Raw genomic sequence first — 26,601 nt, 5'->3', positions numbered from 1 at the left:
TCGGCGCGCGCATCGCGCCACGATACATCAGATGAAAGAACAAGGGGCGATACGCAGGTCGCCCTTGGCTCGCGAATTCCGCCCGCTCATTTTGGCTCGCCGAACCCTAAATGGCTGTAAACTCACGTTTTTGCCGCCACGCCCCCACATTCAAGATGTCCCAATCCCCGAAAGTAGGCTTCGTTTCGCTTGGCTGCCCGAAGGCGCTAGTCGACTCCGAACAAATCATCACCCAGCTGCGCGCCGAGGGCTATGAAATCTCCGGCACCTACGACGGCGCCGACCTCGTCGTCGTCAACACCTGCGGCTTCATCGACGAAGCCGTGCAGGAGAGCCTCGACGCGATCGGTGAGGCGCTGACCGAAAACGGCAAGGTGATCGTCACCGGCTGCCTCGGCGCGAAAAAGAGCGCAAGCGGCTCGGGCCTGATCGAGGAAGTGCATCCGAAGGTGCTCGCGGTCACCGGCCCGCACGCGGTCGGCGAGGTGATGCAGGCGGTCCATTCGCACCTGCCGAAGCCGCACGATCCGTTCGTCGACCTCGTGCCCGCGGCCGGCATCAAGCTCACGCCGCGCCACTACGCATACCTGAAGATTTCCGAAGGCTGCAACCACCGCTGCACGTTCTGCATCATCCCGTCGATGCGCGGCGACCTCGTGTCGCGCCCGGTCGCCGAAGTGATGCTCGAAGCGGAGAACCTGTTCAAGTCCGGCGTCAAGGAGCTGCTCGTGATCTCGCAGGACACGAGCGCCTACGGCGTCGACGTCAAATACCGCACGGGCTTCTGGAGCGGCAAGCCGATCAAGACGCGCATGACCGACCTGGTGGCCGCGCTCGGCGAGCTCGCGGCGCAGTACGGCGCGTGGGTGCGCCTGCACTACGTGTATCCGTATCCGAGCGTCGATGAAGTCATTCCGCTGATGGCCGAAGGTCCGTTCAAGGGCCACGTGCTGCCGTACCTCGACGTGCCGTTCCAGCACGCGCATCCGGAAGTGCTCAAGCGCATGAAGCGCCCGGCGAACGCCGAGAAGGTGCTCGAGCGCGTGCAGAAGTGGCGCGAGATCTGCCCGGACCTGACGATCCGCAGCACGTTCATCGCGGGCTTCCCCGGCGAGACCGAGGCGCAGTTCGAGACGCTGCTCGACTTCATCCGCGAGGCGGAGCTCGACCGCGTCGGCTGCTTCGCGTATTCGCCGGTCGAAGGCGCGACCGCGAACGAACTGGACGGCGCGCTGCCCGACGACGTGCGCGAGGCGCGCCGCGCGCGCTTCATGGAAGTGGCCGAGGAGGTGTCGGCGAAGCGCATCGAGCGCAAGGTCGGCAAGACGCTGAAGGTGCTGATCGACGAAGTGAGCGACGAAGGCGGCATCGGCCGCACGGCGGCGGACGCGCCGGAAATCGACGGCGTCGTCTACGTCGAGCCGGCGCAGAAGGCGTCGAAGCGCTACAAGGTCGGCGATTTCGTGTCCGTGAAGATCACGGGCGCCGACGGTCACGATCTGTGGGGCGAGGTGTAAGCAATGGCGGCGCCGTTTCCGGAGATCCTCGCGCTCGGCGAGGCGATGGTCGAATTCAACCAGTCGCAGCCGGGCCGCCCCGAATTCCTGCAGGGCTTCGGCGGCGACACGTCGAACTTCTGCATCGCGGCCGCGCGCCAGGGCGCGTCGGCGGGCTTCGTGTCGGCGGTCGGCGACGACCCGTTCGGCCGGCTGCTGAGCGACCTGTGGCGCAGTGAAGGCGTCGACACGACGTACGTGCGCATCGACCATGCGGCGCCGACCGGCGTGTACTTCGTCACGCACGGCCCGAACGGCCATCAGTTCGACTACCTGCGCGCCGGCTCGGCCGCGAGCCGCTACGCGACCGGCGACCTGCCGCTCGACGCGCTCGCCGCCGCGAAGGCCGTGCACCTGTCGGGCATCAGCCTCGCGATCGGCACGGCCGCGTGCGACGCCGCGTTCGCGGCGATGGAGCATGCGCGCCGCAACGGCGCGAAGGTCAGCTTCGACACGAACCTGCGCCTGAAGCTGTGGCCGCTGCCGCGCGCCCGCGCGGTGATGCGCGAAGCGCTGCGCCAGACGGACATCTGCCTGCCGAGCTGGGAAGACGTCACGGCGATCACGGGCGCGGACGATCGCGATGCGATCGTCGACGCGATGCTCGAGCTCGGGCCGCAGGTCGTCGCGCTGAAGCTCGGCAAGGACGGCGCGTATGTCGCGACGCCGCACGAACGGCGCGTCGTGCCGGGCTTCACGGTCGAGGCGATCGACGCGACGGGCGCGGGCGACTGCTTCGGCGGCGCGTTCGTCGCGCGGATCGTCGCGGGCGACGATCCGTTCACGGCGGCGCGCTACGCGAACGCGGCGGCGGCGCTGTCGACGACGGGCTACGGCGCGGTCGCGCCGATTCCGCGGCGGGACGCGGTGGAGCGCTTGATGCAGGGCTGACGCGCATGCCGCACGCCGGCCGGTCCACGTGGTTGTTTCATTCGGATAGAGGATGAGGAGGCAACATGCAGCGTGAAGTGGTGGTGGTGAGCGGCGTGCGGACCGCGATCGGTGATTTCGGCGGCAGCCTGAAGGATGTCCCGCCGACTGAGCTGGGCGCGAAGGTCGTGCGCGAAGTGCTGCAGCGCGCGCAGGTGTCGGGCGACGAGGTCGGCCACGTGGTGTTCGGCAACGTCGTGCATACCGAGCCGAAGGACATGTACCTCGCGCGGGTCGCCGCGATCGACGGCGGCGTCGCGCAGCACGCACCCGCGTTCACCGTCAACCGACTGTGCGGCTCGGGCCTGCAGGCGATCGTGTCGGCCGCGCAGGGCGTGCTGCTCGGCGATGCGGACATCGCGATCGCCGGCGGCGCGGAAAACATGAGCCGCGCGCCGTATTCGATGCAGGCCGCGCGGTTCGGCCAGCGGATGGGCGACATGCGCGTCGTCGACATGATGGTCGGCGCGCTGAACGATCCGTTCCAGTCGATCCACATGGGCGTGACGGCGGAGAACGTCGCGGCGAAATACGGGATCTCGCGCGACGAGCAGGACGCGCTGGCGCTCGAATCGCACCGGCGCGCGTCGCATGCGGCGCAGGCCGGCTATTTCAAGGACCAGATCCTGCCGGTCGAGCTGATCGGGTCGAAGAAGGGCACGCCGGTCATGTTCGACCGCGACGAGCATGTGCGGCACGACGCGAGCGCCGATGACTTCACGAAGCTGCGCCCGGTGTTCGTCAAGGAAAACGGCACGGTGACGGCCGGCAATGCGTCGGGCATCAACGACGCGGCCGCCGCGGTGCTGCTGATGGAGCGCGGCGTGGCCGAGCAGCGCGGCGCGCGGCCGCTCGCGCGTCTCGTCGCATATGCGCACGCAGGCGTCGATCCCGCGTACATGGGAATCGGCCCGGTGCCGGCGACGCGCAAGGTGCTCGAGCGCGCAGGGCTGACGGTCGCGGATCTCGACGTGATCGAGGCAAACGAGGCATTCGCCGCGCAGGCCTGCGCGGTGACGAAGGCGCTGGGGCTGGACCCGGCGAAGGTGAATCCGAACGGGTCGGGCATTTCGCTCGGTCACCCGATCGGCGCGACGGGCGCGTTGATTGCCGTGAAGGCGCTGTACGAACTGCAGCGCATCGGCGGCCGTTACGCGCTCGTGACGATGTGTATCGGCGGCGGGCAGGGCATCGCCGCGATTTTCGAGCGGATCTGAGAGCAAGGAGCAACACAAGGTGGGTCGATATTCGGGATGGCAACGGGCACTCGTCGTCGCATGCGCGCTGGCGGCGGGCATCGCGACGCCGCACGCATTCGCGGCGCACGTCATCGCGCCGGACGCGCAGCAGGACCCGCAACAGGACCTGCAGCGGGACGACTCGGCCCCCGCGCGGCCGCTCAAGCCGAACCCCGAGTTCGCCCGCCTGCCGCGCTACGAAGGCACGCTCGGCGGCCGGCCGATCGTCGTGCGTCTCGGTCCGAAGGAGAACGAAGAGGGCGTGCACGGCGAGTACCAGTTCGCCGACACGGGCGAAGTGATCCTGCTGGCCGGCGACCGCGACGGCGATACGCTCGAAATCGAGGAATCGAACGACGGCACCAACATCACCGGCGTGTGGATCGGCCGCTTCGATGCGTCGGGCGGCCTGAAGGCGGACCGGATGAACTCGGATGAATCGGACCCGCAGCCGGTCGTGCTGCGGCCGGCGCGCGGGTCGCGCGCGGCGCTGCAGGTGCGCGATGGCCGCGTGCAGGAGATCGAGACGGTTGGCGGCGTCGTCGACCTGCGCGCCGACGACTGAGTCCCGCGCTGGCTCGGTGTGCGCGGCGCGCATTGTACCGGGCCAAACGCGGCCGTTTTGACTATGCTGACGGTCCGTTTAGCAACCGTTCGGCTTTCTCCCGGCCTCATCGCCATGACTGCATCCACTTCCAAGCGCGCGCTGCAAACCCGCATCGTTCAACCGGACGACGTGATTCCGGAAGGCTTCCGTTCGTTCGTCGCGCCGGTCGCGCGCGCGTCGACGGTCGTGTTTCCCGACCTCGCGACGATGCGCAACCTCGACTGGCGCCAGGACAGCCAGTGGCGCTACGGCCTGCACGCGACGCCGACCTCGCTCGCGCTCGCGCAACGGCTCGCGGAGATCGAGGGCGGCACGCACGCGCTGCTGCAGCCGTCGGGTCTCGCATCGATCGTGAATGTCTACTTCGGCCTGGTGAAGGCAGGCGACGACGTGCTGATCCCGCACAACGTCTACGGCCCGAACGCCGATTTCGGCAACTGGCTCGCCAAGGATTTCGGCATCACCGCGCGTTTCTATGATCCGCTCGTCGGCGCCGGCATTGCGGACCTGATCCGGCCGAACACGCGCCTGATCTGGCTCGAGGCGCCCGGCTCGGTGACGATGGAAGTGCCGGACGTCCGGGCGATCACGGCGGTCGCGAAGCAGCGCGGCGTCGTCACCGCGATCGACAACACGTATTCGGCGGGGCTCGCGTTCAAGCCGTTCGAGCACGGCGTCGACATCTCGGTGCAAGCGCTGACCAAATACCAGTCGGGCGGCAGCGACCTGCTGATGGGCGCGACGATCACCGCGGACGCGGCGCTGCACGCGCATCTGAAGCTTGCGCGGATGCGCTGCGGGATCGGCGTGTCGGTCGACGACTGCTCGCTCGTGCTGCGCAGCCTGCCGAGCATGAAGGCGCGCTTCGACGCGCACAGCAAGAGCGCGCTCGCGCTCGCGCACTGGCTGAAGGCGCGGCCCGAAATCGCGACCGTGCTGCATCCGCAACTGCCGGATTGTCCGGGCCATGCGTCGTTCGTTCGCGATTTCACCGCGGGCGGCGCTCCGGCGGCGGGCGGCCTGTTCTCGGTGATCTTCGACGCGCGCTACAGCGCGGAGCAGGTCGACCGCTTCGTCGAGGCGCTGGAGCTGTTCGCGATCGGCTGGAGCTGGGGCGGCGCGTGCAGCCTCGCGATGCCGTACGACGTCGCGTCGATGCGGCCGGCGTGGCCGCATCGCGGCACGCTGGTGCGCTTCTACGTCGGCCTCGAGGACGAGGCCGACCTGCGCGCGGACATCGAGCGCGCGATGCAGGCGACGCTCGGCTGAGCGGCGCGCGGGCAGGCAGGACAGGCCCTAGAGGATGTTATGAACTTTGCCGCTGATAAGGCAATATGTCGGGATGAAAACCCGCAAGCCTTATCCGAGCGATGTAAGCGACGAAGAATGGTCGTTCGTAGTGCCGTATCTGGCGCTGGTGCGAGAAGACAGTGAACAACGCCGCCACGAGCTTCGCGAGGTCTTCAATGCGCTGCGCTGGCTGATCAGAAGCGGCGCGCCGTGGCGCATGTTGCCTAATGACCTGCCCCCGTGGGAAGCGGTCTATCAACAGACGCAGCGCTGGATGCGAGCGGGCTGTTTCGAGGCGATCGTGCATGATCTGCGAGAACTGTTGCGCGTGTGCGATGGACGCAAAGCGCAACCCAGTGCCATGATCCTGGACAGCCGCACATTGCAATCGACACCGGAATCCGGTGCACGCGCCGGCTACGACGGCGCGAAGCGCCGCAAGGGTTCGAAAGTGCATCTGGCGGTCGATACTCTGGGTCAGTTGCTGGCACTGCATGTGACACCGGCCAATGAGCAGGATCGCGAACAGGTCGAGCAATTGGCGCATGCGGTACAAGAATTGACCGGCCAGAGCGTGGCGCTTGCGTACGTGGATCAGGGCTATACCGGCGAAGCGGCTCGTCAGGCAGCACAAAGCCACGGCATTGAGTTGGAGGTGGTCAAGCACACCGAGGCCAAACGCGGTTTCGTGTTGCTGCCCAGACGCTGGGTGGTCGAGCGCAGCTTCGCATGGGCCGCGCGCTTTCGACGCCTCGCGCGCGACTATGAACGCTTACCTCACACGCTGGCCGGATTCCATTTCCTCGCCTTCGCCTGTCTAATGCTGCCCAAAATCATCGACCTCATTCATATAGGTTCATAACAGGCTCTAGGCGCCGGCGTGACCTGAGGTCGCGCCGGCGTTTTGATTTCAGAACAGGCGCAGCAGGCCGTCGAGGCCGACGTGATCGAACGCGACCGTCGCCGCGCTGCGCACGATCGGCTTCGCGCGGAAGGCGACCGACAGGCCGGCTTCCGCCATCATCTTGAGGTCGTTCGAGCCGTCGCCCATCGCGATCGCGCGGCTCGGCGCGATGCCGAGCGTCGCGCACGTGTCGCGCAGCATGCGCGCCTTCACGTCGGCGTTGACGATCTCGCCGATCACTTTCCCGGTCAGCTTGCCGTCGACGATCTCGAGCGTGTTCGCGTGCGCGAAGTCGAGGCCGAGCCGCGTCTTCAGGCGCTCGGTGAAGAACGTGAAGCCGCCCGACACGAGCAGCGTCTTCAGGCCGGCGGCCTTCGCGCCGGCGAGCATCGTTTCCGCTCCCGGCGACAGCCGCAGCCGCTCGTCGTACACGCGCTCGAGCGCCTGCGCGTCGAGGCCGGCGAGCAGCGCGACGCGGCGCATCAGGCTTTCGTTGAAATCGCGGATCTCGCCGCGCATCGACGCCTCGGTGATCGCCGCCACCTCCGCCTTCAGGCCGCAGAAATCCGCGATTTCGTCGATGCACTCGATCGTGATCAGCGTTGAATCCATGTCCATCACGACGAGCCCGAAGTCGCGCAGCGTGCGGCCGGCATCGACGAACGCGAAGTCGAGCGCGTGCGTGCCGCAATACACGTCGATGTCGGGCCGCTGCGCCGGATCGGCGCCCTCGATGCGCAGCGCGTGCTCGTCGACCTGCACGACGCGGGTGCCGCGCGCCAGCGCGAGCAACGGTTTGTGATGCGCGTCCGACAACGGCGCGACGCTCTGGATGACGAGATTCTGAATCATGACGGATGGGTTGGAATGCGAATGGAATGCGTGGGCGGCTGTGGCCGCCTGCCGACGCCTAACCGGCCCGCCCGATGCCGGCGGCGGGCGGCTGAGCCGCAAACGCAACATTGTAGCCGGTCGGTGCGGCTCGGGTGCCGGACGGCGGCGCGCGGCGATCGCGGGCGGGCAGTCGGGCTCATTCACGCGCGCGCCCGGAGCCGGCCCGCACCGGCTACGCGCGCCGTCTATCGTGCATCCGCCCGATCCCAGTAAGGCGGATCGCCGAAATGCCCGGCGAGGAATGAGATGAACGCGAGCGTCTTCAGCGGCACGTGCGCGCGGCTCGGGTAGACGGCCCAGATCGCGACTTCGTCGGCGAGCGGATAGTCGTCGAGCACGGTGACGAGCGCGCCGCGCGCCAATTGGGGCGCGACGTCCCAGGTCGACTTGATCGCGATCCCGAAGCCGTCGACGAGCGCTTCGCGGATCGCCTCGCCGTTGCTCGCGACGAGCCGGCCGCCGACGCGCACCGTGAGCGGCCCCTGCGGCGTGACGAACGACCAGTCGCGCTGGTCGCCGAGGATCACGCATTCGTGCTGCGCGAGATCGGCCGGATGGCGCGGCGCGCCGTGCTCGGCGAGATACGCGGGCGAGCAGCACACGACGCGGCGGTTCACGGCGAGCTTGCGCGCGACCAGCGTCGAATCCTTCAGCGCGCCGAGCCGGATCGCGACGTCGATTCCTTCGTCGACCAGGTCGACGATCTCGTCGGACAGCCGCAGGTCGAGCGACACCGATGGGTAGCGGCGCAGGAAGGCGGGGATCACCGGCGCGACGTGCTGGCGGCCGAACGACGACGACATCGACACCTTCAGGCGCCCGTACGGCTCGGTGCGGCCGTGGCCGACCGACGCGCGCGCGGCGTCGGCGGCGGCGAGCAGCGCCTCGGCGCGCGCCATGAAGACTTCGCCGTCCTGCGTGAGGCTGATGCGGCGCGTGGTGCGATGCAGCAGGCGGGCGCCGAGCTGGCGTTCGAGTTGCGCGATGCGTGCGCTCGCGACCGCGGCGGACACGCCGAATTCGCGGCCGGCGGCGGTCACGTTCGCGAGCAGCGCCGCGCGCACGAACAGGCCGACGTCGAGCAGGTCGAGCGGCTTGTCGGGGGCGGGAATGGGGGCTGATGTCGGGGCCGATGTCATTCTTCGGGAAATCAGGAAAATGTTTCAGGAAATATAGCGGTTTTCACGAAGGATCGCGCGGCCTACGATGCGGTGTCACAGGGCCGCCGTCGCGGCCCGATCGATCCCCTCTGCAAGGAGCCGCATGATGAAAGCCGTTGGACTGACCCGTTACCTGCCGATCGACGATCCGCAGGCGTTGCTCGACGTCGAGCTGCCGCAGCCCGTTCCGGGCCCGCGCGACCTGCTCGTGAAGGTCGAGGCGATTTCCGTGAATCCGGTCGACACCAAGGTGCGCGCGCCGAAGCCGCAGGTCGAAGCCGCGCCGCGCGTGCTCGGCTGGGACGCCGCCGGCACGGTCGTCGCGGTCGGCGCGGACGTGACGCTGTTCCGGCCGGGCGACGAGGTGTTCTACGCGGGCAGCATCACGCGGCCGGGCGCGAACAGCGAATACCACGCGGTCGATGAGCGCATCGCCGCGCTGAAGCCGCGCACGCTCGACTTCGCGGCGGCTGCCGCGCTGCCGCTTACCGCGCTGACCGCGTGGGAAGCGCTGTTCGACCGCCTGCGCGTGTCGCCGCAGGGCGCGGACGCGGGCAAGTCGGTGCTGATCATCGGCGGCGCGGGCGGGGTCGGCTCGATCGCGATCCAGCTTGCGAAGACGCTGGGCAAGCTGCACGTGATCGCGACCGCGTCGCGGCCTGAATCGGCGCAGTGGGTGCGCGCGCTCGGCGCCGACCAGGCCGTCGACCACTTCGGCGACTTGCCCGCGCAGCTGCGCGACGCGGGCCACCCGCAGGTCGACTACGTGCTGATCTTCAATGACACCGACCGGCACTTCCCGGCGGCGGCCGAGGTGATCCGGCCGCAGGGCGGCATCTGCACGATCGTCGAGAATGCGAAGCCGATTCCGGTCGAGCTGCTGAAGGCGAAGAGCGCCGCGTTTCACTGGGAATTCATGTTCACGCGCGCGATGTTCGAGACGCCGGACATGATCGAGCAGCACAAGCTGCTGACCGAGGTCGCGCGGCTCGTCGACGACGGCGTGCTGCGCACGACGCTCGGCGAGCACCTCGGCGCGATCAACGCGGACAACGTGCGGCGCGCGCATCGGCTGCTGGAAGCGGGGCGCGCGATCGGCAAGCTGGTGCTGAGCGGCTTCTGAGCGCAGCATCGAACGCACGGCACGCGCGGCGAGCGCAAGCGGGGTAACACCCGATGCGATCGGGGCGCATGGCGGGCCGCTTGGCGGTAGACTGGCAGCGCATCATGCATCGAAAACCGCGAGGCGCGCGCCAGCGCCGCAAAACAAGGAGGTCAGCATGAGCCAACGCAGTGTGTCGGTCGCCGCATCGTGGTCGGTCGCGATCGCGGCGGCGTGCGTCAGCGCCAGCGTGTTCGCGGCGCCGCCGGTCAAGGGCAGCCTGAAGGGCGGCGGTACCGGACAGCTCGAGTACACCGTCAAGGTCGATTCGAAGGCGTTCGGCAACACGCAGGAGACGCGCAAGATCCGCTCGGGCGAGACGGACGACTTCAACTGGAAATCGGTGCCGCCCGATGGCGCGGTCGCGATGCCGGACGAGTGCCCGAATTCCGCCAACCTGCCGCGCGACGCGAACGGCGCGATGGTCCGGCAGACGCAGGTCCGGCTCGCGCCGTCGATCGACGCGAAGGGGATGGCGAACGTGCAGATGAGCTTCCAGGCGGCCGCGCCGAAAGGCACGCGCAGCGTGACGGTCGGCGGCAAGTCGCTGCTGTGCCCGAACGTCGTGTCGGTGAGCCAGGTGAAGTGGTTGACGATCTCGTCCAACGGCGGATCGAAAACCGTCACGATGAGCGACGGCACGAAGGTGGCGGTGTCGATCAAGCGCTGAACGGTGCGTGGGCGCAGCGCGGCGTGACACGGAACGGTTGCATGACGCTGCGCTTGTGACCGCCAGCGTGACGTCACGCGGACTTCACGTTATCCTCCCCGGCATGCCCCCAGCCTCCGAACGGAATCCCGATGAAAGACCCAATGCGCGCGCTGCTCGCCTCCGCTGCGCTCGTCGCCGCGCCCGCGCATGCGGCCGACGACTGCAGCTTCGTGAAGAAGGTCGCTTTGCCGTCGCGGCAACAGACGGCCGTCGTGTCGAGCGGCGCGCTCGAGCCGTGCTCGACGGGCAGCTACGCGGTGCGCGTGTATTCGAGCGCGCACGCCGCGCCCGGCTTCGACACCGACGACTACGTGGCAGGCATGCTGCATCCGCGCGACGGCACGATCGCCGACGCGTTCACGGCCGACCTCGGCGCGCGGGCGCCGCAGGCGCTCGTCGTGACGACGCGCTCGGCCGGCAGCGGCAGCTATGTCGGCGCGCAGGCCTACGTGACGACGCCGCGCGCGGTGCGGCTCGTTGCGTCGGTCGACGCCCTGGCGCCCGACGCCGACGTGCTCGCCGCGCTGCGGCAGGCACTCGGCAAGCGGCGCGCGCGTTAGCGGCGGCGCGCCGATGCATGTCAATGCGCGCGTTCTTCGAGCCGCGCGGCGAGGAAGCGATGATCGGCGGAGAACAGCCGCCGATAGGTCAGTAGCACCGCGCCGACCGTGCCGAGCGCGGACGCCGCGGCGATCAGGAACATGATGACGATCTGATAGCGCACGGCCTGCAGCGGCGACTGGCCGGCCAGCACCTGGCCGGTCATCATGCCCGGCAGGCTGACGACGCCGACGACGGCCATCTGGTTCAGCGTCGGCAGCATGCCGGCGCGCACGGCCTGCCGCGCGGCGTCCTGCGCGGCTTCCCAGCGCGTCGCGCCTAGCGCGAGCGCCGTTTCCACGCGGTCGCGGCGCGCGGTGAGCTCCTCGGTCATCCGCTCGACGCCGAGCGACACGCCGGTCAGCGTATTGCCGAGGATCATCCCGAGGATCGGGATCGCATACTGCGGCGCATACCACGGATGAATGCGGATCACGACGAACAGGCCGATCGCCGCGACGATCCAACTGCTGGCCCAGATCGACAGGATGCTGTCGACGCGCTGCCCGCGATAGGTGCGCTTGCCGCGGCCGGCGCCCGCGAAGCCGGCGATCAGCGTCATCAGCGCAGTGAGCGGCAGCACGACGTACCAGTGCGCATGGCCGAACACCCAGCCGAGCACGTAGCCGATCGCGAGCAGCTGCACGACGGTGCGCACCGCGGCGAGCGCGAGCTGGCGCCCGAGCCCGAGCGACAGCGCGGCCGAGATCGCGCCGTTGACCGCGACGAGCGCCGCCGCGATGCCGACGTCGACGAGGCTCAGATCCTGCAGGACGGAATTCATCGCGCGACCTCCATGGCTTGTGCGGCGCTCAGCACGCCCGCCTGCATCGTCACCCGCAGCGTGCCGATCCGCGCGGCCTGCGCGGGATCGTGCGAGATCCACAGGTAGGCGCGTGCGTCGGGCGCCGCATCGAACCACGCGCCGACGAGCGCCTCGATCGCGCGCGTCGAGTCCGGGTCGAGCGCGGAGGTCGGCTCGTCGAGCAGCAGCACGTCGGGATCGAGTTGCAGCACGCGCAGCAGCGCCGCGATCTGCGCCTCGCCGCCCGACAGCTCGCTCGCGCGCTTGTCGAGGAAGTCCGCGCCGCGGCCCGCGCGCGCGGCGAGCTGCTCCGCACGCGCGCGATCGAACGTCAGGTCGCGATAGACCGCGAGCGAATACGGATAGCGCAATTGCGATTCGACCGTGCCGTCCGTCTGCGCGGGACGCTGGCGCAGATACGCGACGCTGCGCCGATAGCGCGGAATCGCACTGCGGCGGATCGGCCTGCCGCGCCACAGCACGCGGCCGCCGTCGAGCGGGTCGAGCAGCGCGAGCGCGCGCAGCAGCACGCTCTTTCCCGAGCCCGAAGGCCCGGTGATCGCAACGCGCGCGCCCGCGGGCAGGCTGAAATCGGTGGGGGCAAGCAGGATCTTGCCGCTTCTGGCGTCCCGCCGGGTCACACCCAGCGCGTCGATGAGGCCGATGGCTGTCATGTCACAAATGAAAAAAAGCGTTAATGGCGCCGAAGCGGCGCGAAGGCGTGCGTCATAATACCCAGCGAAAAGCTCGCGCGGGTGTCGTGCGCCGTTCGTCCACGCAACACGCAAGCGGCCCGGCATGGCGCGACATGCATCGAGAACAACAACGGAACCGCCATGACGCTTACTCGAGCCATCGGCAAATCGGCTGCATGGATCGCCGGCATCGTCGCGGTCGTGATCGCGGCGGCCGGCGTGTTCGTCTTCACGTTCGACTGGAACCACGTGAAACCGTGGGTCAACGAACAGGTGAGCGCGGCGCTCGGCCGCCCATTCGCGATCAACGGCGATCTCAAGGTCGACTGGCGCCGCCCCGACGGCGAAACCGGCTGGCGCGCGTGGGTGCCGTGGCCGAGCCTCTCCGCGACACGGATCGAAATCGGCAACCCCGACTGGGCGAAGGCGCCGAAGTTCGTCACGCTCGACGCCGCGCGCTTCGATCTCGCGATCCTGCCGCTGCTTGCGCATGAAATCGTCATTCCGTCGATCGACGTCGTCAATCCCGCGGTGGATCTCGAACGGCTCGCCGACGGCCGCAACACGTGGACCTTCCAGTTCAAGCAATCGAATCAGCCGTCGCCGTGGAAGGTGCGGCTCGACAGCTTCGGCTTCGCGAAGGGCAAGGTCACGTATCGCGACGCGATCACGAAGGCCGACCTGACGATCGCGATCGACACGCTCGGCCAGCCGATTCCGCTCGGCGACGTGATGAAGGAGCAGGAGCAAACGTCGCGTGCGGCGTCGGCGCAGCGCGTCGGCAAGCATGGCGCCGCGCAGTTGAGCGCGAAGGCGAGCGCCGAGGCGGCGTCGGGCGCGTCTGCTGCGCACGCGGCGAGTGCGGCGGCCGCGTCGTTCACGCCGGTTGCTTCGTCCGCCGCGGCGGTCGCCTCGGCTTCCGGCGCGAGCGACGCCCGCGCGACCGCCAAGGCGGCCGGCCCCGCGTACGCATTCGGCGTGAAGGTCGACGGCCGCTACAAGGGCGTGCCGATCAGCGGCACCGGCAAGCTCGGCGGCGTGCTCGCGCTCGAGGACGCGTCGCGGCCGTTCCCGCTGCAGGCCGACGTGAAGGCGGGCGACACGCGCCTCGCGATCGTCGGCACGCTGACCGATCCGAGACAACTTGCCGCGATCGACCTGCGTCTGTGGCTGCAGGGCACGACGATGTCGCACCTGTATGCGCTGACCGGCATCACGCTGCCTGACACGCCGCCCTATGCGACCGAAGGGCGCCTGATCGGCAATTTCAAGCCGCACGCGAGCACGTTCCGCTACGAGAACTTCAACGGCCGGGTCGGTGGCAGCGACCTGAGCGGCACGCTCGCCTACGCGCAGCGCGAGCCGCGTCCGCAGCTGTCGGGCGAGCTGGTGTCGAACCTGTTGCGCTTCTCCGACCTCGCGCCGGTGATCGGCGCGGACACCGCCGCGAGCAAGGCGCAGCGCGGCGACACGACGCGCCAGCCGGCAGGCCGCGTGCTGCCGGTCGAGGCGTTCCGCACCGACCGCTGGCGCGCGCTCGACGCGGACGTCAAGTTCACCGGCCGCAAGCTGATCAAGAGCGCGGACCTGCCGATCACCGACCTGTACACGCACGTCGTGATGCAGGACGGCGTGCTGTCGTTCGAGCCGCTGAAGTTCGGTGTCGCGGGCGGCTCGCTCGCGACGACCGCGCATCTCGACGGCAGCGGCGCGCCGCTCAAGGGCCGCTTCACGGTCGCCGCGCGGCACCTGAAGCTCAAGCAGCTGTTCCCGACCCAGAAGGTGATGCAGTCGGCGCTCGGCGAGATCAACGGCGATGCGTCGTTGTCCGCGACCGGCAACTCGCCGGCCGCGCTCGCCGCGACGTCGAACGGCGAGGTGAAGGCGATCGTGACCAACGGCGCGATCAGCCGGCTGCTGATGGAAGCGGCCGGCCTGAACGTCGCGAACGTCGTCTACGAGAAGCTGTTCGGCGGCCGCGACGTGAAGATCAACTGCGCGGCGGTCGATTTCCAGGCGACCAACGGCGTGCTCGACACGAAGGTGTTCGCGCTCGACACCGACGACGCGCTGATCAACGTCGACGGCCCGATCAGCCTGCGCGACGAATCGATGAACCTGAAGGTCCATCCGCACACGAAGGGCTTCCGGATCTTCTCGCTGCGCTCGCCGCTGTACGTGAAGGGCACGTTCAAGAATCCGGACGTCGGCGTCGATGCGGGCGCGCTCGCGTTGCGCGCCGGCGCGATGGTCGGCCTCGGGCTGATCAATCCGCTGGCCGCGCTGATCCCGCTGATCGCGCCGAGCAACAACAAGGACGTGCCGTGCAGCGAGCTGTTCGCGCAGCTGAAGACGCCGACGAAGGTGTCGGCGAAGGTCGGCAAATGACGGGCGCGCACGGCGGCCGGGATGCCTGCGACGCCGGCTGCCGCACTCGCGAAAATTGCGACACGCCCCTGTTTATCCGGCAGCCGAACGCGGTGTGACTCAGCGATTCACCGACTCCTGCTAAAATACACGGTTTTCCGTCGATTACCTCCTAACGGGATCTGCCGTGCTTTCTACTGCCAATATCACGATGCAATTCGGGCCGAAGCCCCTGTTCGAGAACATCTCGGTCAAGTTCGGCGAGGGCAACCGCTATGGCCTGATCGGCGCGAACGGCTGCGGCAAGTCGACGTTCATGAAGATCCTCGGCGGCGACCTCGAGCCGAGCGGCGGCAACGTCGCGCTCGAGCCGAACGTGCGCCTCGGCAAGCTGCGCCAGGACCAGTTCGCGTACGAGGACGTACGCGTGCTCGACGTCGTGATGATGGGCCACACCGAGATGTGGGCCGCGATGACCGAGCGCGACGCGATCTACGCGAACCCGGACGCGACCGACGACGACTACATGCATGCGGCCGAGCTCGAGGCCAAGTTCGCCGAGTACGGCGGCTATGACGCCGAGGCGCGCGCGGGCGCGCTGCTGCTCGGCATCGGCATCGACGAGAAGTTCCACAACGGCACGATGAGCGACGTCGCGCCGGGCTGGAAGCTGCGCGTGCTGCTCGCGCAGGCGCTGTTCTCGAAGCCGGACGTGCTGCTGCTCGACGAACCGACCAACAACCTCGACATCAACTCGATCCGTTGGCTCGAAGACACGCTCAACGAGTACAACTCGACGATGATCATCATCTCGCACGATCGTCACTTCCTGAACTCGGTGTGCACGCACATGGCCGACATGGACTACGGCACGCTGAAGGTCTGGCCGGGCAACTATGACGACTACATGCTCGCGTCCGCGCAGGCTCGCGAGCGCCAGGCTGCCGCGAACGCGCGCGCGAAGGAGCGCGTGGCCGAACTGCAGGACTTCGTGCGCCGCTTCTCGGCGAACAAGTCGAAGGCCCGCCAGGCGACGAGCCGTGCGAAGCAGATCGACAAGATCAAGATCGAGGAATTCAAGCCGTCGTCGCGCCAGAACCCGTTCATCCGCTTCGAGTACGAGAAGAAGCTGCACAACGTCGCGGTCGTCGCGGAAGAGATCACGAAGAAGTACGAGCGCACGATCTTCCAGAACTTCAACCTGTCGGTGCAGCCGGGCGAGCGGATCGCGATCATCGGCGAGAACGGCGCGGGCAAGACGACGCTGCTGCGTTCGCTGCTCGGCAACCTGACGCTCGATCACGGCACGGTGAAGTGGGCTGAGAACGCGAACGTCGGCTACATGCCGCAGGACACGTACGAAGAGTTCCCGAACGACGTCACGCTGATGGACTGGATCGACCAGTACCGCAAGGACGGCGACGACGAGACGATGGTGCGCGGCACGCTCGGCCGCCTGCTGTTCTCGGCGGACGACATCAAGAAGTCGGTGAAGGTGCTGTCGGGCGGCGAGAAGGGCCGCATGATCTGGGGCAAGCTGATGCTCGGCCGCCACAACGTGCTGCTGATGGACGAGCCGACCAACCACATGGACATGGAATCGATCGAGTCGCTGCAGATCGCGCTCGAGAAGTTCGAAGGCACGCTGATCTTCGTGTCGCACGACCGTGAATTCGTCAGCGGCCTCGCGAACCGGATCATCGAAGTGACCACGCATGGCACGCTGACCGACTTCGGCGGGAATTACGAGGACTTCCTCGCGAGCCAGGGGCAGGCGTAACGGTCCTCCCGATGTATCCATCCTGATGTACCCGAGAAGCCCGCCAGGTTTATTCCTAGCGGGCTTTTTTGTATTCGGAACCGAATTTTGTCGTTGGCGCTGGTTGCCAAACCAACGTCTATTCAGAATTAACAATTAGAAAACGTTTCTTAAAAAGTTAATTCGTGAATATTTCTGCGTATACGTCCTGGATTAGGCAGGGAAAGTCGAGACTGCGCTCATCGATTTGATCATCTCTGACAATGCGCAGTACGTTGCGTCTGCTACGATCGCTTCATGGAAGTAGGAGATCAATTGCACGCGGTGCGTCTGAAGCGTGCAATGACGACATGCATGAGGAAAAATATCGTCCTCCTAATTCTCATTGCAGTCCAGATTAACGGCGTACGACCGAGAGGACATTGAATTCAATCGCAATCTGAAGCAGAGGCGCGACCCGCGTCGGATGAAGAATGAACAAGAATCGCTATCGGGTGGTGTTCAATCGCGCGCGGGGCGCGATGATTGTCGTTCAGGAAAACGGTAATGCGGCACATGCGGCCGGAATTGCGCATGGATCGATCGCCTTGCTCGAATCGCGACGATTTCGCGTCGTATGTGGGCCCATCGCGATGGCCGCTGCGTTGCTGTTTGGTGTGCCGCTGCCGAGTAGCGCGCAAATCGCGCCGACGCCGGGCACCAACACACACGTCATCCAGACGCAAAATGGCCTGCCGCAGGTGAATATCGCTGCGCCTTCGGGGGCTGGCGTGTCCGTGAATACGTACAACCAGTTCGACGTCCAGAAAAACGGCGCGATTCTGAACAACTCGCCTACGATCGTTCAGACGCAGCAGGCGGGCTACATCAACGGCAACCCGAACTTTGGTCCGGGCCAGTCTGCGCGAATCATCGTCAACCAGGTCAACAGCGCGAACCCGTCCCAATTGCGAGGGTATGTCGAGGTCGCGGGTAGCCGCGCGGAAGTCATCCTGGCGAACCCGTCCGGCATCGTCGTCGATGGCGGGGGATTCATCAATACAAGCCGCGCGACGTTGACGACGGGCCAGCCGTACTATGGCGCCGATGGTTCGCTCGGCGGGTTCAACGTAACCCGTGGCCTGATTTCCGTGCAAGGGGCGGGCCTCAATGCCGCGAATGTCGATCAGGTCGACCTGATTTCCCGTGCCGTGCAGGCGAACGCGGCAATGTATGCGAAAAACCTGAACGTCGTCGCGGGTGCGAATCAGGTCAATCACGACACGCTGGCCGCCACGCCGATCGCCGGCGAGGGCGCTGCACCCGCCATTGCGATCGACGTGAGCCAACTCGGCGGGATGTATAGCAACCGCATCCTCCTCGTATCGAACGAGAACGGCGTGGGTGTCGCAAACGCCGGAACGATTGCCGCACAAGCGGGCGATCTGACGCTGCAGTCGAATGGCCAACTGGTATTGACCGGCAAGACGACTGCGAGCGGTAACCTGATCGCCACCGCGAACAGTATTCAAAACACCGGCACGACGTATGCACAGCAGAACGTCAATGTATCGACCGGCGGCGCGATGTCGAACAGTGGCACGCTTGCGGCGCAGGAAAGTACGACGGTCAATGCGGGCAGCATCGATTCGACGGGAACGCTCGGCGCAGGCGTCAATAACGACGGTTCTGTCGGAAAGGGCGGCGACCTGAATGTGTCGAGCACGGGCCAGCTGACGGCGACCGGTCGGAACGTCGCAGGCGGCAACGCGTCGATTTCGGGTGGCGCCGTCAATCTTTCCGGCAGTCAAACGGCTGCAAACGGCCATCTCTCGCTGAGGGCGAACGCGGGCGACCTGAACCTTTCCAATGCGACGACGAGCGCACAGGGGGCGGTCAATGCCAATGCGGCGGGTGCGTTGATCAATGATCACGGCAGCCTGTCAAGCGGCAGTCATGCAACGCTCGCTGCGCGCAGCATTTCGAACCAAGGCGGCAAGGTATCGACGCAAGGTCCGCTGACTGTGCAGTCGTCCGGCCAATTCGACAATCGGGGCGGCACGCTCGTATCGGAAGACTCGATGCAGGTGCACGGCGGCGCGATCGCGAATAACCAAGGGACGATACAAAGCGCAGGCGGAGTGAATATTTCCGGAACGTCGTTGGACAATAGTGCGGGGCGCGTCACGTCGTTGAACGGCGACGGCCTGTCGATCACGACGACCGGGCAATTGATCAATGCAGCCGGGACGACCGCAACCGGCGCGCAGGGCGGGGTGATCGGCGGTAACGGTGGCGTCAACGTACAAGGCGGTACTGTCGACAACCAAGGTGTCATCACGGCCAATACGGACCTGCACGTGACCGGGCAAGCCGTTGACAACTCGGGCGGCTCGCTGAAGGCAGCACAGTCCGTGACGGTCGATGCGGGCACGCGTTTGTCGAACGCGAACGGCACGATCGTCGGTCAGTCGGCGACCGTGAACGGCACCACGATCGACAACAGCGGTGGCACTGTACAGGCGACACAGGTCGCGTTGAACGGCACCGATCTTGTCAATCACAACGGCGTCATCACGCAGACCGGAACCGGTCCGATCGCGGTCAACGTGTCCGGCACGCTCGATAATTCGCAAGGCGGCACGCTGCAGACCAACAGCACGGACTTGACGCTCGCATCGGCTACATTGCTGAACGACGGCGGCACGATCACACATGGCGGATCAGGCACGCTGATGGTGAAGCCGGGCAACCGCACAGGTGCTTTCAGCAATGTCGGTGGCTCCGTCGTTACCAATGGGCAGGCCGCTGTTCAAGCGGGTTCATGGAACAACGCGCAAGGGACTTTCGCGGCGCGTCACGGCATTGTCGCGAACATCGCGGGCGATCTGGCGAACTCGCAAGGCTTGATTCGCTCGCAAGCGGGTATGTCGTTGACGAGCGGCGGCAGGCTGGACAACCGGAACGGGAAAATTGCAGCGGGCACCGATGCTCGTCCGGATACGAGCACGCTGAATGTACACGCAGCATCGATTCAGAATTCGGGCGGGCTGATTGCGGATTTTGGCACCGGCGCGACATCGGTCCAGGGCGGCAGTCTACTGGTCAATGACGCAGGCACGATCACCGGTAACGGCGACGTGACCGCGCAAGCTGCTTCGATCGTCAATACGAATGGAGCGCAGCTGAGCGGGGCGAACGTTCAGGTGCGTAGCGACACGCTCGACAACACCGATAGCAAAATCGGCAACGTCGCCGATGGCAATGTCGACGTTGCAACGACCGGCGCGATTACGAACACGAACGGGCAAATCGGTGCGACGCACGACTTGTCGGTATCGGCTGGCACGCTGCTTGGCGGCGGCGCGTACCGTGCGGCGCATGATGCGTCGCTGAATCTGCAGGGCGATTTTTCGAGCACGCCCGCATACCAATTCAGCGCGGGTCATGATCTTGCGTTCACGTTGCCCGGCACGTTCACCAACAGTGCGGGCCTGCAATCGGTCAACAACCTGTCCATCCACGCAGGCGACATCGTGAACAGCGGCGCAATCGCGGCCGGGAATCTGCTGAAAACGCATTCGAATACGCTGACTAATACCGGCGTGATGGTCGGTGGCAGTGCTTCGCTCGTTGCCGACAGCACATTGTCGAACCTCGGTCCGACTGCGCTGATTGGCGCATCGGATAGCAACGGCACGCTCGAACTGCTATCGCGGGATATCGAAAACCGGGACGATACGACTGCGACGGACACGATGGCGCAGACGGCGATTTACGGATTGGGCAAGGTCGTGCTGGCAGGTGGCAAGGATGCGAACGGGAATTACACGAATGCAGCACTGATCCGTAACCAGTCGGCATTGATCCAGTCCGGTGGTGACATGGAATTGCATGCCGATCAGGTGACGAACACGCGTCGCGTGATGACGACGACCGGCTATACCAGCAACGTCGATCCGGCGTGGTTGCAACAGCTTGGGATCAGCATGTCCGGTTGCGCCGCCTATTTCACGGACGCATGCAACGGCGCATATGATGTTCCGGGGATTGATCTTGCAAAGGCTGATCCTTCCGTCATCGAACAATTGAGGAAGCAAATCGGCGGCATCTTTATTGATCCGCCCCATGAAGGCCAATGGAATAGCAGGTATCAACGCACGACCTATACAGGTGTCGCGACTGCGAATACGGTAAAAGACATCAGTCCTGCTGGCCAAATTGTTTCGGGCGGCAAACTCGGAGCATCGTCGGTTGGCACGCTTCAAAACTATTGGAGCAATATTGCCGCTGTCAATGGCATCCAAATGCCGGCGAATTACGATGCGGACGGCTGGAAAGCATCGGGGCAGCAAGCACCAGGTCTGACAGTCACCTATTCGGGGCATTATCACTACAACAACTACGACAACAGTGAACACGACTGGACATATTCATTCTGCGATAAATGATGTAATGGTCCGGCCGACGTGAAGGAATTCAAGATTCCCGATTATCAATCGACGCTCGTCACGAATGGCACGTTGTCAGGTACGGGCGCGAGCATCAACAACACCGCAGGCAACGCGTCGATTCCGTCGCTTGGACTGGTGGCCGGTCAGTCGTTGCCCGTCAATTCCGGCGCGGTGCACGGCACCACGCCGACGATGGTCAATCCGATCATCGCGAGCGCGACTGCGCTCAACGTCCTGAACAATCTCACCCTTGCGCAAGGCGGGCTGTTCAAGCCGACCATTACGCCGAATGCACCGTATGTCATCGAGACCAATCCGGCGTTCACGAACCAAAAGAATTTCATTTCGAGCGATTATTTCTTCCAGCAGATCGGCGTTGACCTGACGCACATTCCGAAGCGGCTCGGCGACGGCTTTTACGAACAGCAGTTGGTACGCAACGAAATTACGTCGTTGACGGGCAAGGCCGTGTTGGGACCGTACACGGATACGCAGTCGATGTACGAATCGCTGATGGCGGCCGGTGCATCGCTGTCGAAGTCGCTCGAGCTTCCGCTCGGCATGAGCCTGTCGCCTGAACAGGTTTCGCAACTGACGAGCAACGTGATCCTGATGGAGACGCGCGTCGTTGGCGGACAGTCGGTCTTGGTGCCGGTCGTCTATCTGGCAAAAGCCAGTCAGGAAAACTGGAATGGTCCGCTGATCGCGGCGAACGACATCGATCTCAAGAACGCACAAACGTTCACGAACAGCGGCACGATGAAGGCGGCGAATACGCTGTCGGTGGAAGGCAAGCAGATCGACAACGCATTCGGCGCGCTGCAAAGCGGCGGCTTGATGAAGCTGACGACGACGGGCGACGTCGATCTGACATCCGCGAACGTGAAGGCCGGTAGCTTGCAGCTGGACGCCGGGAAAGACCTGATTCTCGATACCGCAACGAAAACCGTCAAACAGGTCAACGACACGGGCGCAACGCGCATCACGACGACGCTCGGGCCGCAGGCGAAAATCGATGTCGCGGGCAATGCGGCGATCGTGACTGGAGGGAATTTCCAGCAGAACGCGGGAGACCTGAACGTCGGCGGCAATTTGGGGATGCAGGTCAGGGGCAACTGGAATCTCGGTGCGCAGCGAACCGGCGAGCACACGGTCGTGCATCGCGCAAATGGTGTGTCGGACGTGGACGTCAATCAGGCGGTCGGCAGTTCGGTGAAGGTCGGCGGCGTGTCGCAAATCGGTGTCGGCGGCGACCTGACGGCGAAGGGCACGCAGATCGATCTTGGGCAAGGTGGCACGGTGGCCGTAAAGGGCGATGTGTCGCTTGGTGCAGCGAGCGCAACGTCCACCATCGACAGCAATAGTTCCAGCAGCAGTCGTGGTCGCAGTTCCGCGGCGACTTTGCATGCCGTGAATGAAAGTGTGACCGGCACGACGTTGAAAGGCGGTGACACGGTCAATATCGTGTCGGGCAAGGACATTACGCTTTCCGGTAGCACGATCAGTCTCGACAAGGGCAACGCGAATCTGCTGGCGGCCGACGATGTGAACGTCGGCGCGGCGACGGAGACGCACGAATACAGTTCGCACGAAACGCATAGCCGTAGCGGCGTGTTGAGCGGAACGAAGATCGCAAGCGGAATCGACCAGACTACGACGATCAGCAGCGGCAGTACGATCTCGGCCGATGGTGTAAATATCGCCAGCGGGAAAGACATCAACGTCGCGGGCAGCACGATCGTCGGTACCAACGACGTAGCGCTGAATGCGGCGCACGATGTCAATATCAAGACCTCGCAAGATACAACGCAATCGTCCAGCTACTATCAGAAGCAGCAATCGGGCTTGATGACGAGCGGTCTGACGGTTTCGTTCGGCAACAACAAACTCGCGACCACGGATCAGGCATCGAGCGTCACGAACAATGCAAGCGCAGTCGGCTCGATCAACGGCAACCTGAGTATCAGCACCGGAAATACCCTGCACGTGACAGGAAGCGATCTGGTTGCAGGAAAAGACCTGACGGGCAAGGCTGCAAATGTCGTCATCGATTCCGCAACCGATACTGGAAACAGGACGCATAGCCAGACGACAAGCAGCAGTGGTGTCACGCTTGGTTTGTCGGGCAGCATCGGCGATGCCATTAATGGCGCGTATCAACAGGCGCAGGCGGCAAAGAGCGGTGCCGGCGATAGCCGTGCGACAGCCCTGCACGCGATTGCGGCGGCTGGTAATGCTGCGATGGGTGTGGCTGGACTGACCGGCGGCGCGTTGGCCGGCGGCGGTACGCCGAGCATCGGCGTTCAAGTCAGCGTCGGATCGAGCCATAGCCGTCTTGACACGTCGGAAAACCAGACGACGCAGCGCGGATCGAGTGTGACGGCTGGTGGTACGACTGCGTTGATTGCGACGGGTAACGGAACACCGGGCAGCGGCAATATTACGGTTGCTGGTTCGAACGTATCTGGCAACGATGTGCTGTTGGCTGCGAAGAATCAGATTGATCTGCAAAACACGACGAACACCGATTCGACGCGCAGTTCGAATTCGTCGTCGGGCAGCAGCGTCGGTGTCTCGATCGGCACGAATGGCATCGGGGTTTCGGCGTCGATGTCGCGTGCACACGGTGACGGCAACAGCGACGCGGCGATGCAGAACAATTCGCACGTGACCGGCGCGAACAGCGTCACGATGATCAGCGGCGGCGATACGAATGTGATCGGCTCGAACGTATCCGGCCGCAATGTTACCGCTGACGTCGGCGGCAACCTGAACATGCGCAGCGTGCAGGACACGACCGTCAGCAGCGCGCATCAAAGCAGTGTTGGCGGCGGTATCAGTGTCAGTACGATGGGCGGTGGCAGCGCCAGCTTCAGTTCGTCCCACGGCAACGCAAACGGCGATTACGCAGGGGTGAACGAACAGGCCGGAATTCAGGCTGGTGAAGGCGGCTTCAACGTGAACGTCAAGGGTAATACCGACCTGACGGGCGCGGCGATCGCCAGCACGGCCGATCCGTCGAAGAACACGCTGACGACAGGCACGCTGACGTATCGCGATATCGAAAACCATTCGACCTACAACGCGGACAGCAGCGGCCTTAGCGCAGGTGCCGGCGTCGGCGTCACCGGCAAGGCAATCGGGCCAGGATCGGTCAGCGGTTCGGGTGGCGTGACGCCGATGATTTCGCAATCGGACAGCGGCAACGAGCATGCGACCACGCGTAGTGGTGTCAGCGCGGGCGCGATCAATATCACGAACGCGGCGGGTCAAACGCAGGACGTGGCGAACCTGAGCCGCGACACGTCGAATCTGAACGGAAGCGTTTCGAAGACGCCGGACGTGCAACACCTGCTGGATCAGCAGGCTGACCTGATGAATGCGACGCAGGCGGCAGGTCAGGTCGTTGCGCAAGGCATCGGGGCTTATGCCGATACGAAGCAAAAAGAGGCTCAACGCGCAGCCGATGCCGCCAAGGCGTCGGGCGACACGACGGCGCAGGCCGCCTATCAAGCCGAGGCCGATTCGTGGGCCGAAGGCGGAACTAACCGAGTTTATCTGCATATTGCGGGTGGAGCGCTCATCGGCGGCTTGGGCGGCGGTGGAGTCGGGAGCGCGGCGCAGGGGGCGGCTGGAGCGGGATTGGCAGCATTGCTGGCCGATCAGACAGCGCAGGCTGCAAAGGAGGTGGCTGGCGCGACGGATTCGACGCTTGCCGGGAAGGTGTCAGGCAATGTGCTCGTCGGTGCGCTAGGTTGGCTCGTTGGCGGAACAGCGGGCGCAGCTACAGCTTCGAATGTGAATCTGTATAACCAATGGAACCACACGGATACGGACACGCTTGAAGAGGCCAGTGGACAAGGCACGCCCCGGAAGAAGACGACAGCGCTCGATCTGGTATTGCAGGGTATAGCCAACGGGCTGAACGCGGTTATCGGGTTGGGCGGCGGTAAGCCGCCGGCGGCGAGTCCGGGGCAGGTGCTGGTAGACTCGTCGGCCGGTCAAGTTGCTACTTCGATAACCGGAGCTGGCGTTCCTTTATATGCTCCCGGTAATGCGACGCTTAATAACAGTGATAGCGTTAAGGGTAAAGTTTCCGTTGAGCCCGGTGCCACACCGGATTCGAACGAAACTAGCGCAGGGCGAGGTTTGGCGAACGCGGGATATGATGTAAGTCATCAGCCTACTGCTTCACAGAAGGGTGTCGACGGTGTTCGAACTGCGGACTTGTCAGTGAAGGGCGTTGGTCAAATTGACGTGTATACGCCTGAAAACATTAATCCGAATAGCATTGTTCGTAACATTGAAGGAAAATTCGATCAAGCCAACGGTGTTATTGTGCAGGCGGATTTGTCCAATGCTGATATGGTCTCTATTGCTGCGCGGACGTGGGGTAAGCCCAATGGCTGTGGATTTAATACTATATTCTTTCAGAATTCTAAAGGGCGGATATTTCGGTTTGATCGTCCGGTTGGAGGTGGGTGATAATGGCAAAATTTTCTTGTAAGTGCGGACATGTTATAAATTTGATTGTTTCTCCGAGTAAGGACGAATGGAGGCTGATTCCGGAAAAAGCTCTGGAAGATATCGTGGATTTATTGGACGGTGGTCAGGCGATTGATGGTGAGGCATTTTATGAAAAATTAAGAGGGAAGGAGATTACAGTGTATCGCTGCCCGTCATGCGGTAGGTTGCACTTAGAGGAGGCGGGGAGGAATAAATTTGTGACCTATGTGCGAGAAGGTAGTGGTGAATGATGTGGTGAAGTTGAGTTTGTGTATTTAATGTTTTTGGTAGGGATTGAAAATTGGGCGCTGACTCAGTTCTTTGGTGGAAAATATATAGTTCATATCCGGATGAATTTGAGCGCTGGCCAAGTGTGGGTGCACTCGGAGTTTTGGATTGTGGGATTAAAAAATATGTCAATGAAAATTCGACTGGCTAAGGGAGTGGGTTGGGAGTAAATTCGCTAAAGGGCGGATGTTTCGATTTAATTGCCAGGTCGGATGTGGGTGATGATGGCAAAATTTGCTTGTAAGTACGAGTACGTAATAAGGTGAATGGTGTGACGAAATTTAATATTGATTTTGTTGGTGAAATGGGTCGCGAGCACCTTATGGCGGAACTCAGCTTTGAGGGGCAAAGACTGTGCGTTATCGACAGGGAGGGCGGAAATGACAGTATGCAGATTGAGTTTTTGGTTGATTTGTACATCCTGCCAGACAGTGTAAAAATGAAATTCAGTCTCGATGATTTTATGGGGGCAGTTAATTCCGCGAGAGATGAGTTGCGGAAGTGTGCGTAGTTGATCAAGAGGTTGGCGACATTTCTTAATCCGATCGCTGCTACTGTTGGATCAGTGAAAGTGGCGGCGATCTTCATAAATGTGATTTTACCGTTCACGGCGCTGCACAAACATCTTTTTCGACTAGTGCATGCGGTCGGTGCGATTGTTATCCTGCTTTGATTTCGGATGGTCGCAGGGCATG

Annotated in this window: 19 protein-coding genes; 15 read left to right on the top strand and 4 right to left on the bottom strand. The window is 64.3% G+C overall.

The features are described from left to right. The first annotated feature begins 155 nt into the window (after positions 1-155). The 6 genes from rimO (at position 156) to KY49_RS08240 (ending at position 6,483) form a co-directional block, all read left to right on the top strand. The gene (rimO, locus tag KY49_RS08265) at positions 156-1,517 is read left to right on the top strand and encodes a 30S ribosomal protein S12 methylthiotransferase RimO (protein ID WP_042584135.1); all 1,362 of its coding nucleotides are present in this window, start codon (positions 156-158) and stop codon (positions 1,515-1,517) included. A gap of 3 nt (positions 1,518-1,520) precedes the next feature. Further along, a complete protein-coding gene (locus tag KY49_RS08260) occupies positions 1,521-2,447 on the top strand; it encodes a sugar kinase (protein WP_042584134.1) in 927 nt (308 codons plus the stop codon). A gap of 65 nt (positions 2,448-2,512) precedes the next feature. After that, the gene (gene bktB / locus KY49_RS08255; protein ID WP_042584133.1) at positions 2,513-3,703 is read left to right on the top strand and encodes a beta-ketothiolase BktB; all 1,191 of its coding nucleotides are present in this window, start codon (positions 2,513-2,515) and stop codon (positions 3,701-3,703) included. Positions 3,704-3,722: 19 nt separating this feature from the next. Continuing rightward, a complete protein-coding gene (locus KY49_RS08250) occupies positions 3,723-4,289 on the top strand; it encodes a hypothetical protein (RefSeq protein ID WP_010092283.1) in 567 nt (188 codons plus the stop codon). Between the two features lie 114 nt (positions 4,290-4,403). Further along, positions 4,404-5,600 (top strand): cystathionine beta-lyase, encoded by a 1,197-nt coding sequence (locus tag KY49_RS08245; protein ID WP_042584132.1) that lies wholly within the window; start codon positions 4,404-4,406, stop codon positions 5,598-5,600. 73 nt (positions 5,601-5,673) lie between these two features. After that, positions 5,674-6,483: an IS5 family transposase gene (locus KY49_RS08240; protein ID WP_042584131.1), complete on the top strand. Its 810-nt coding sequence runs from the start codon at positions 5,674-5,676 to the stop codon at positions 6,481-6,483. Positions 6,484-6,531: 48 nt separating this feature from the next. Here KY49_RS08240 and serB read toward each other — a convergent pair whose 3' ends face one another. Together serB and KY49_RS08230 are read right to left on the bottom strand one after the other, a co-directional pair. Then, positions 6,532-7,377, bottom strand: coding sequence for a phosphoserine phosphatase SerB (serB, locus tag KY49_RS08235; protein ID WP_042584130.1), 846 nt, complete (start codon positions 7,375-7,377; stop codon positions 6,532-6,534). A 227-nt stretch (positions 7,378-7,604) separates the two neighbouring features. After that, entirely contained in the window at positions 7,605-8,558 is a 954-nt protein-coding gene (locus KY49_RS08230; protein WP_042584129.1) for a LysR family transcriptional regulator, read from the bottom strand. Between the two features lie 127 nt (positions 8,559-8,685). Here KY49_RS08230 and KY49_RS08225 point away from each other — a divergent pair, with 127 nt between their 5' ends. From KY49_RS08225 to KY49_RS08215, 3 genes are all read left to right on the top strand, one after another. Further along, positions 8,686-9,702, top strand: coding sequence for a zinc-binding alcohol dehydrogenase family protein (locus KY49_RS08225; protein ID WP_042584627.1), 1,017 nt, complete (start codon positions 8,686-8,688; stop codon positions 9,700-9,702). A 157-nt stretch (positions 9,703-9,859) separates the two neighbouring features. After that, positions 9,860-10,411: a DUF6013 family protein gene (locus tag KY49_RS08220; RefSeq protein ID WP_042584128.1), complete on the top strand. Its 552-nt coding sequence runs from the start codon at positions 9,860-9,862 to the stop codon at positions 10,409-10,411. Between the two features lie 131 nt (positions 10,412-10,542). After that, the gene (locus tag KY49_RS08215) at positions 10,543-11,013 is read left to right on the top strand and encodes a PliI family lysozyme inhibitor of I-type lysozyme (protein WP_042584127.1); all 471 of its coding nucleotides are present in this window, start codon (positions 10,543-10,545) and stop codon (positions 11,011-11,013) included. A 20-nt stretch (positions 11,014-11,033) separates the two neighbouring features. Here KY49_RS08215 and KY49_RS08210 read toward each other — a convergent pair whose 3' ends face one another. Further along, on the bottom strand, positions 11,034-11,837 hold the full coding sequence (locus KY49_RS08210; RefSeq protein ID WP_042584126.1) for an ABC transporter permease: 804 nt from the start codon (positions 11,835-11,837) through the stop codon (positions 11,034-11,036). Beyond that, positions 11,834-12,532 (bottom strand): ABC transporter ATP-binding protein, encoded by a 699-nt coding sequence (locus KY49_RS08205; RefSeq protein ID WP_042584125.1) that lies wholly within the window; start codon positions 12,530-12,532, stop codon positions 11,834-11,836. The genes KY49_RS08210 and KY49_RS08205 overlap by 4 nt, the downstream gene beginning before the upstream one ends. Positions 12,533-12,694: 162 nt before the next feature. Here KY49_RS08205 and KY49_RS08200 point away from each other — a divergent pair, with 162 nt between their 5' ends. The 6 genes from KY49_RS08200 to KY49_RS08185 all read left to right on the top strand — a co-directional run bounded on the left by KY49_RS08200 (position 12,695) and on the right by KY49_RS08185 (position 26,417). Then, the gene (locus KY49_RS08200; protein ID WP_042584124.1) at positions 12,695-14,941 is read left to right on the top strand and encodes an AsmA family protein; all 2,247 of its coding nucleotides are present in this window, start codon (positions 12,695-12,697) and stop codon (positions 14,939-14,941) included. 166 nt (positions 14,942-15,107) lie between these two features. Further along, on the top strand, positions 15,108-16,700 hold the full coding sequence (locus KY49_RS08195) for an ABC-F family ATPase (RefSeq protein ID WP_042584123.1): 1,593 nt from the start codon (positions 15,108-15,110) through the stop codon (positions 16,698-16,700). Positions 16,701-17,152: 452 nt separating this feature from the next. After that, complete coding sequence (locus KY49_RS39205; RefSeq protein ID WP_442854610.1) at positions 17,153-21,109, top strand: two-partner secretion domain-containing protein; 3,957 nt, start codon at positions 17,153-17,155, stop codon at positions 21,107-21,109. An 18-nt stretch (positions 21,110-21,127) separates the two neighbouring features. After that, positions 21,128-25,597, top strand: a complete 4,470-nt coding sequence (locus KY49_RS39200) for a hemagglutinin repeat-containing protein (protein ID WP_442854609.1) — start codon at positions 21,128-21,130, stop codon at positions 25,595-25,597. Between the two features lie 2 nt (positions 25,598-25,599). Further along, the gene (locus KY49_RS35250) at positions 25,600-25,869 is read left to right on the top strand and encodes a hypothetical protein (protein ID WP_010092295.1); all 270 of its coding nucleotides are present in this window, start codon (positions 25,600-25,602) and stop codon (positions 25,867-25,869) included. Positions 25,870-26,177: 308 nt separating this feature from the next. Beyond that, positions 26,178-26,417, top strand: a complete 240-nt coding sequence (locus KY49_RS08185) for a hypothetical protein (protein WP_231636356.1) — start codon at positions 26,178-26,180, stop codon at positions 26,415-26,417. The last annotated feature ends 184 nt before the right edge of the window (positions 26,418-26,601 follow it).

This window comes from Burkholderia sp. MSHR3999 (assembly GCF_000833595.1).
Taxonomy (GTDB): Bacteria; Pseudomonadota; Gammaproteobacteria; order Burkholderiales; family Burkholderiaceae; genus Burkholderia; species Burkholderia ubonensis.
The sequence above is the reverse complement of the archived record's forward strand: the minus strand, read 5'-3'. Positions and strand labels throughout refer to the sequence as shown.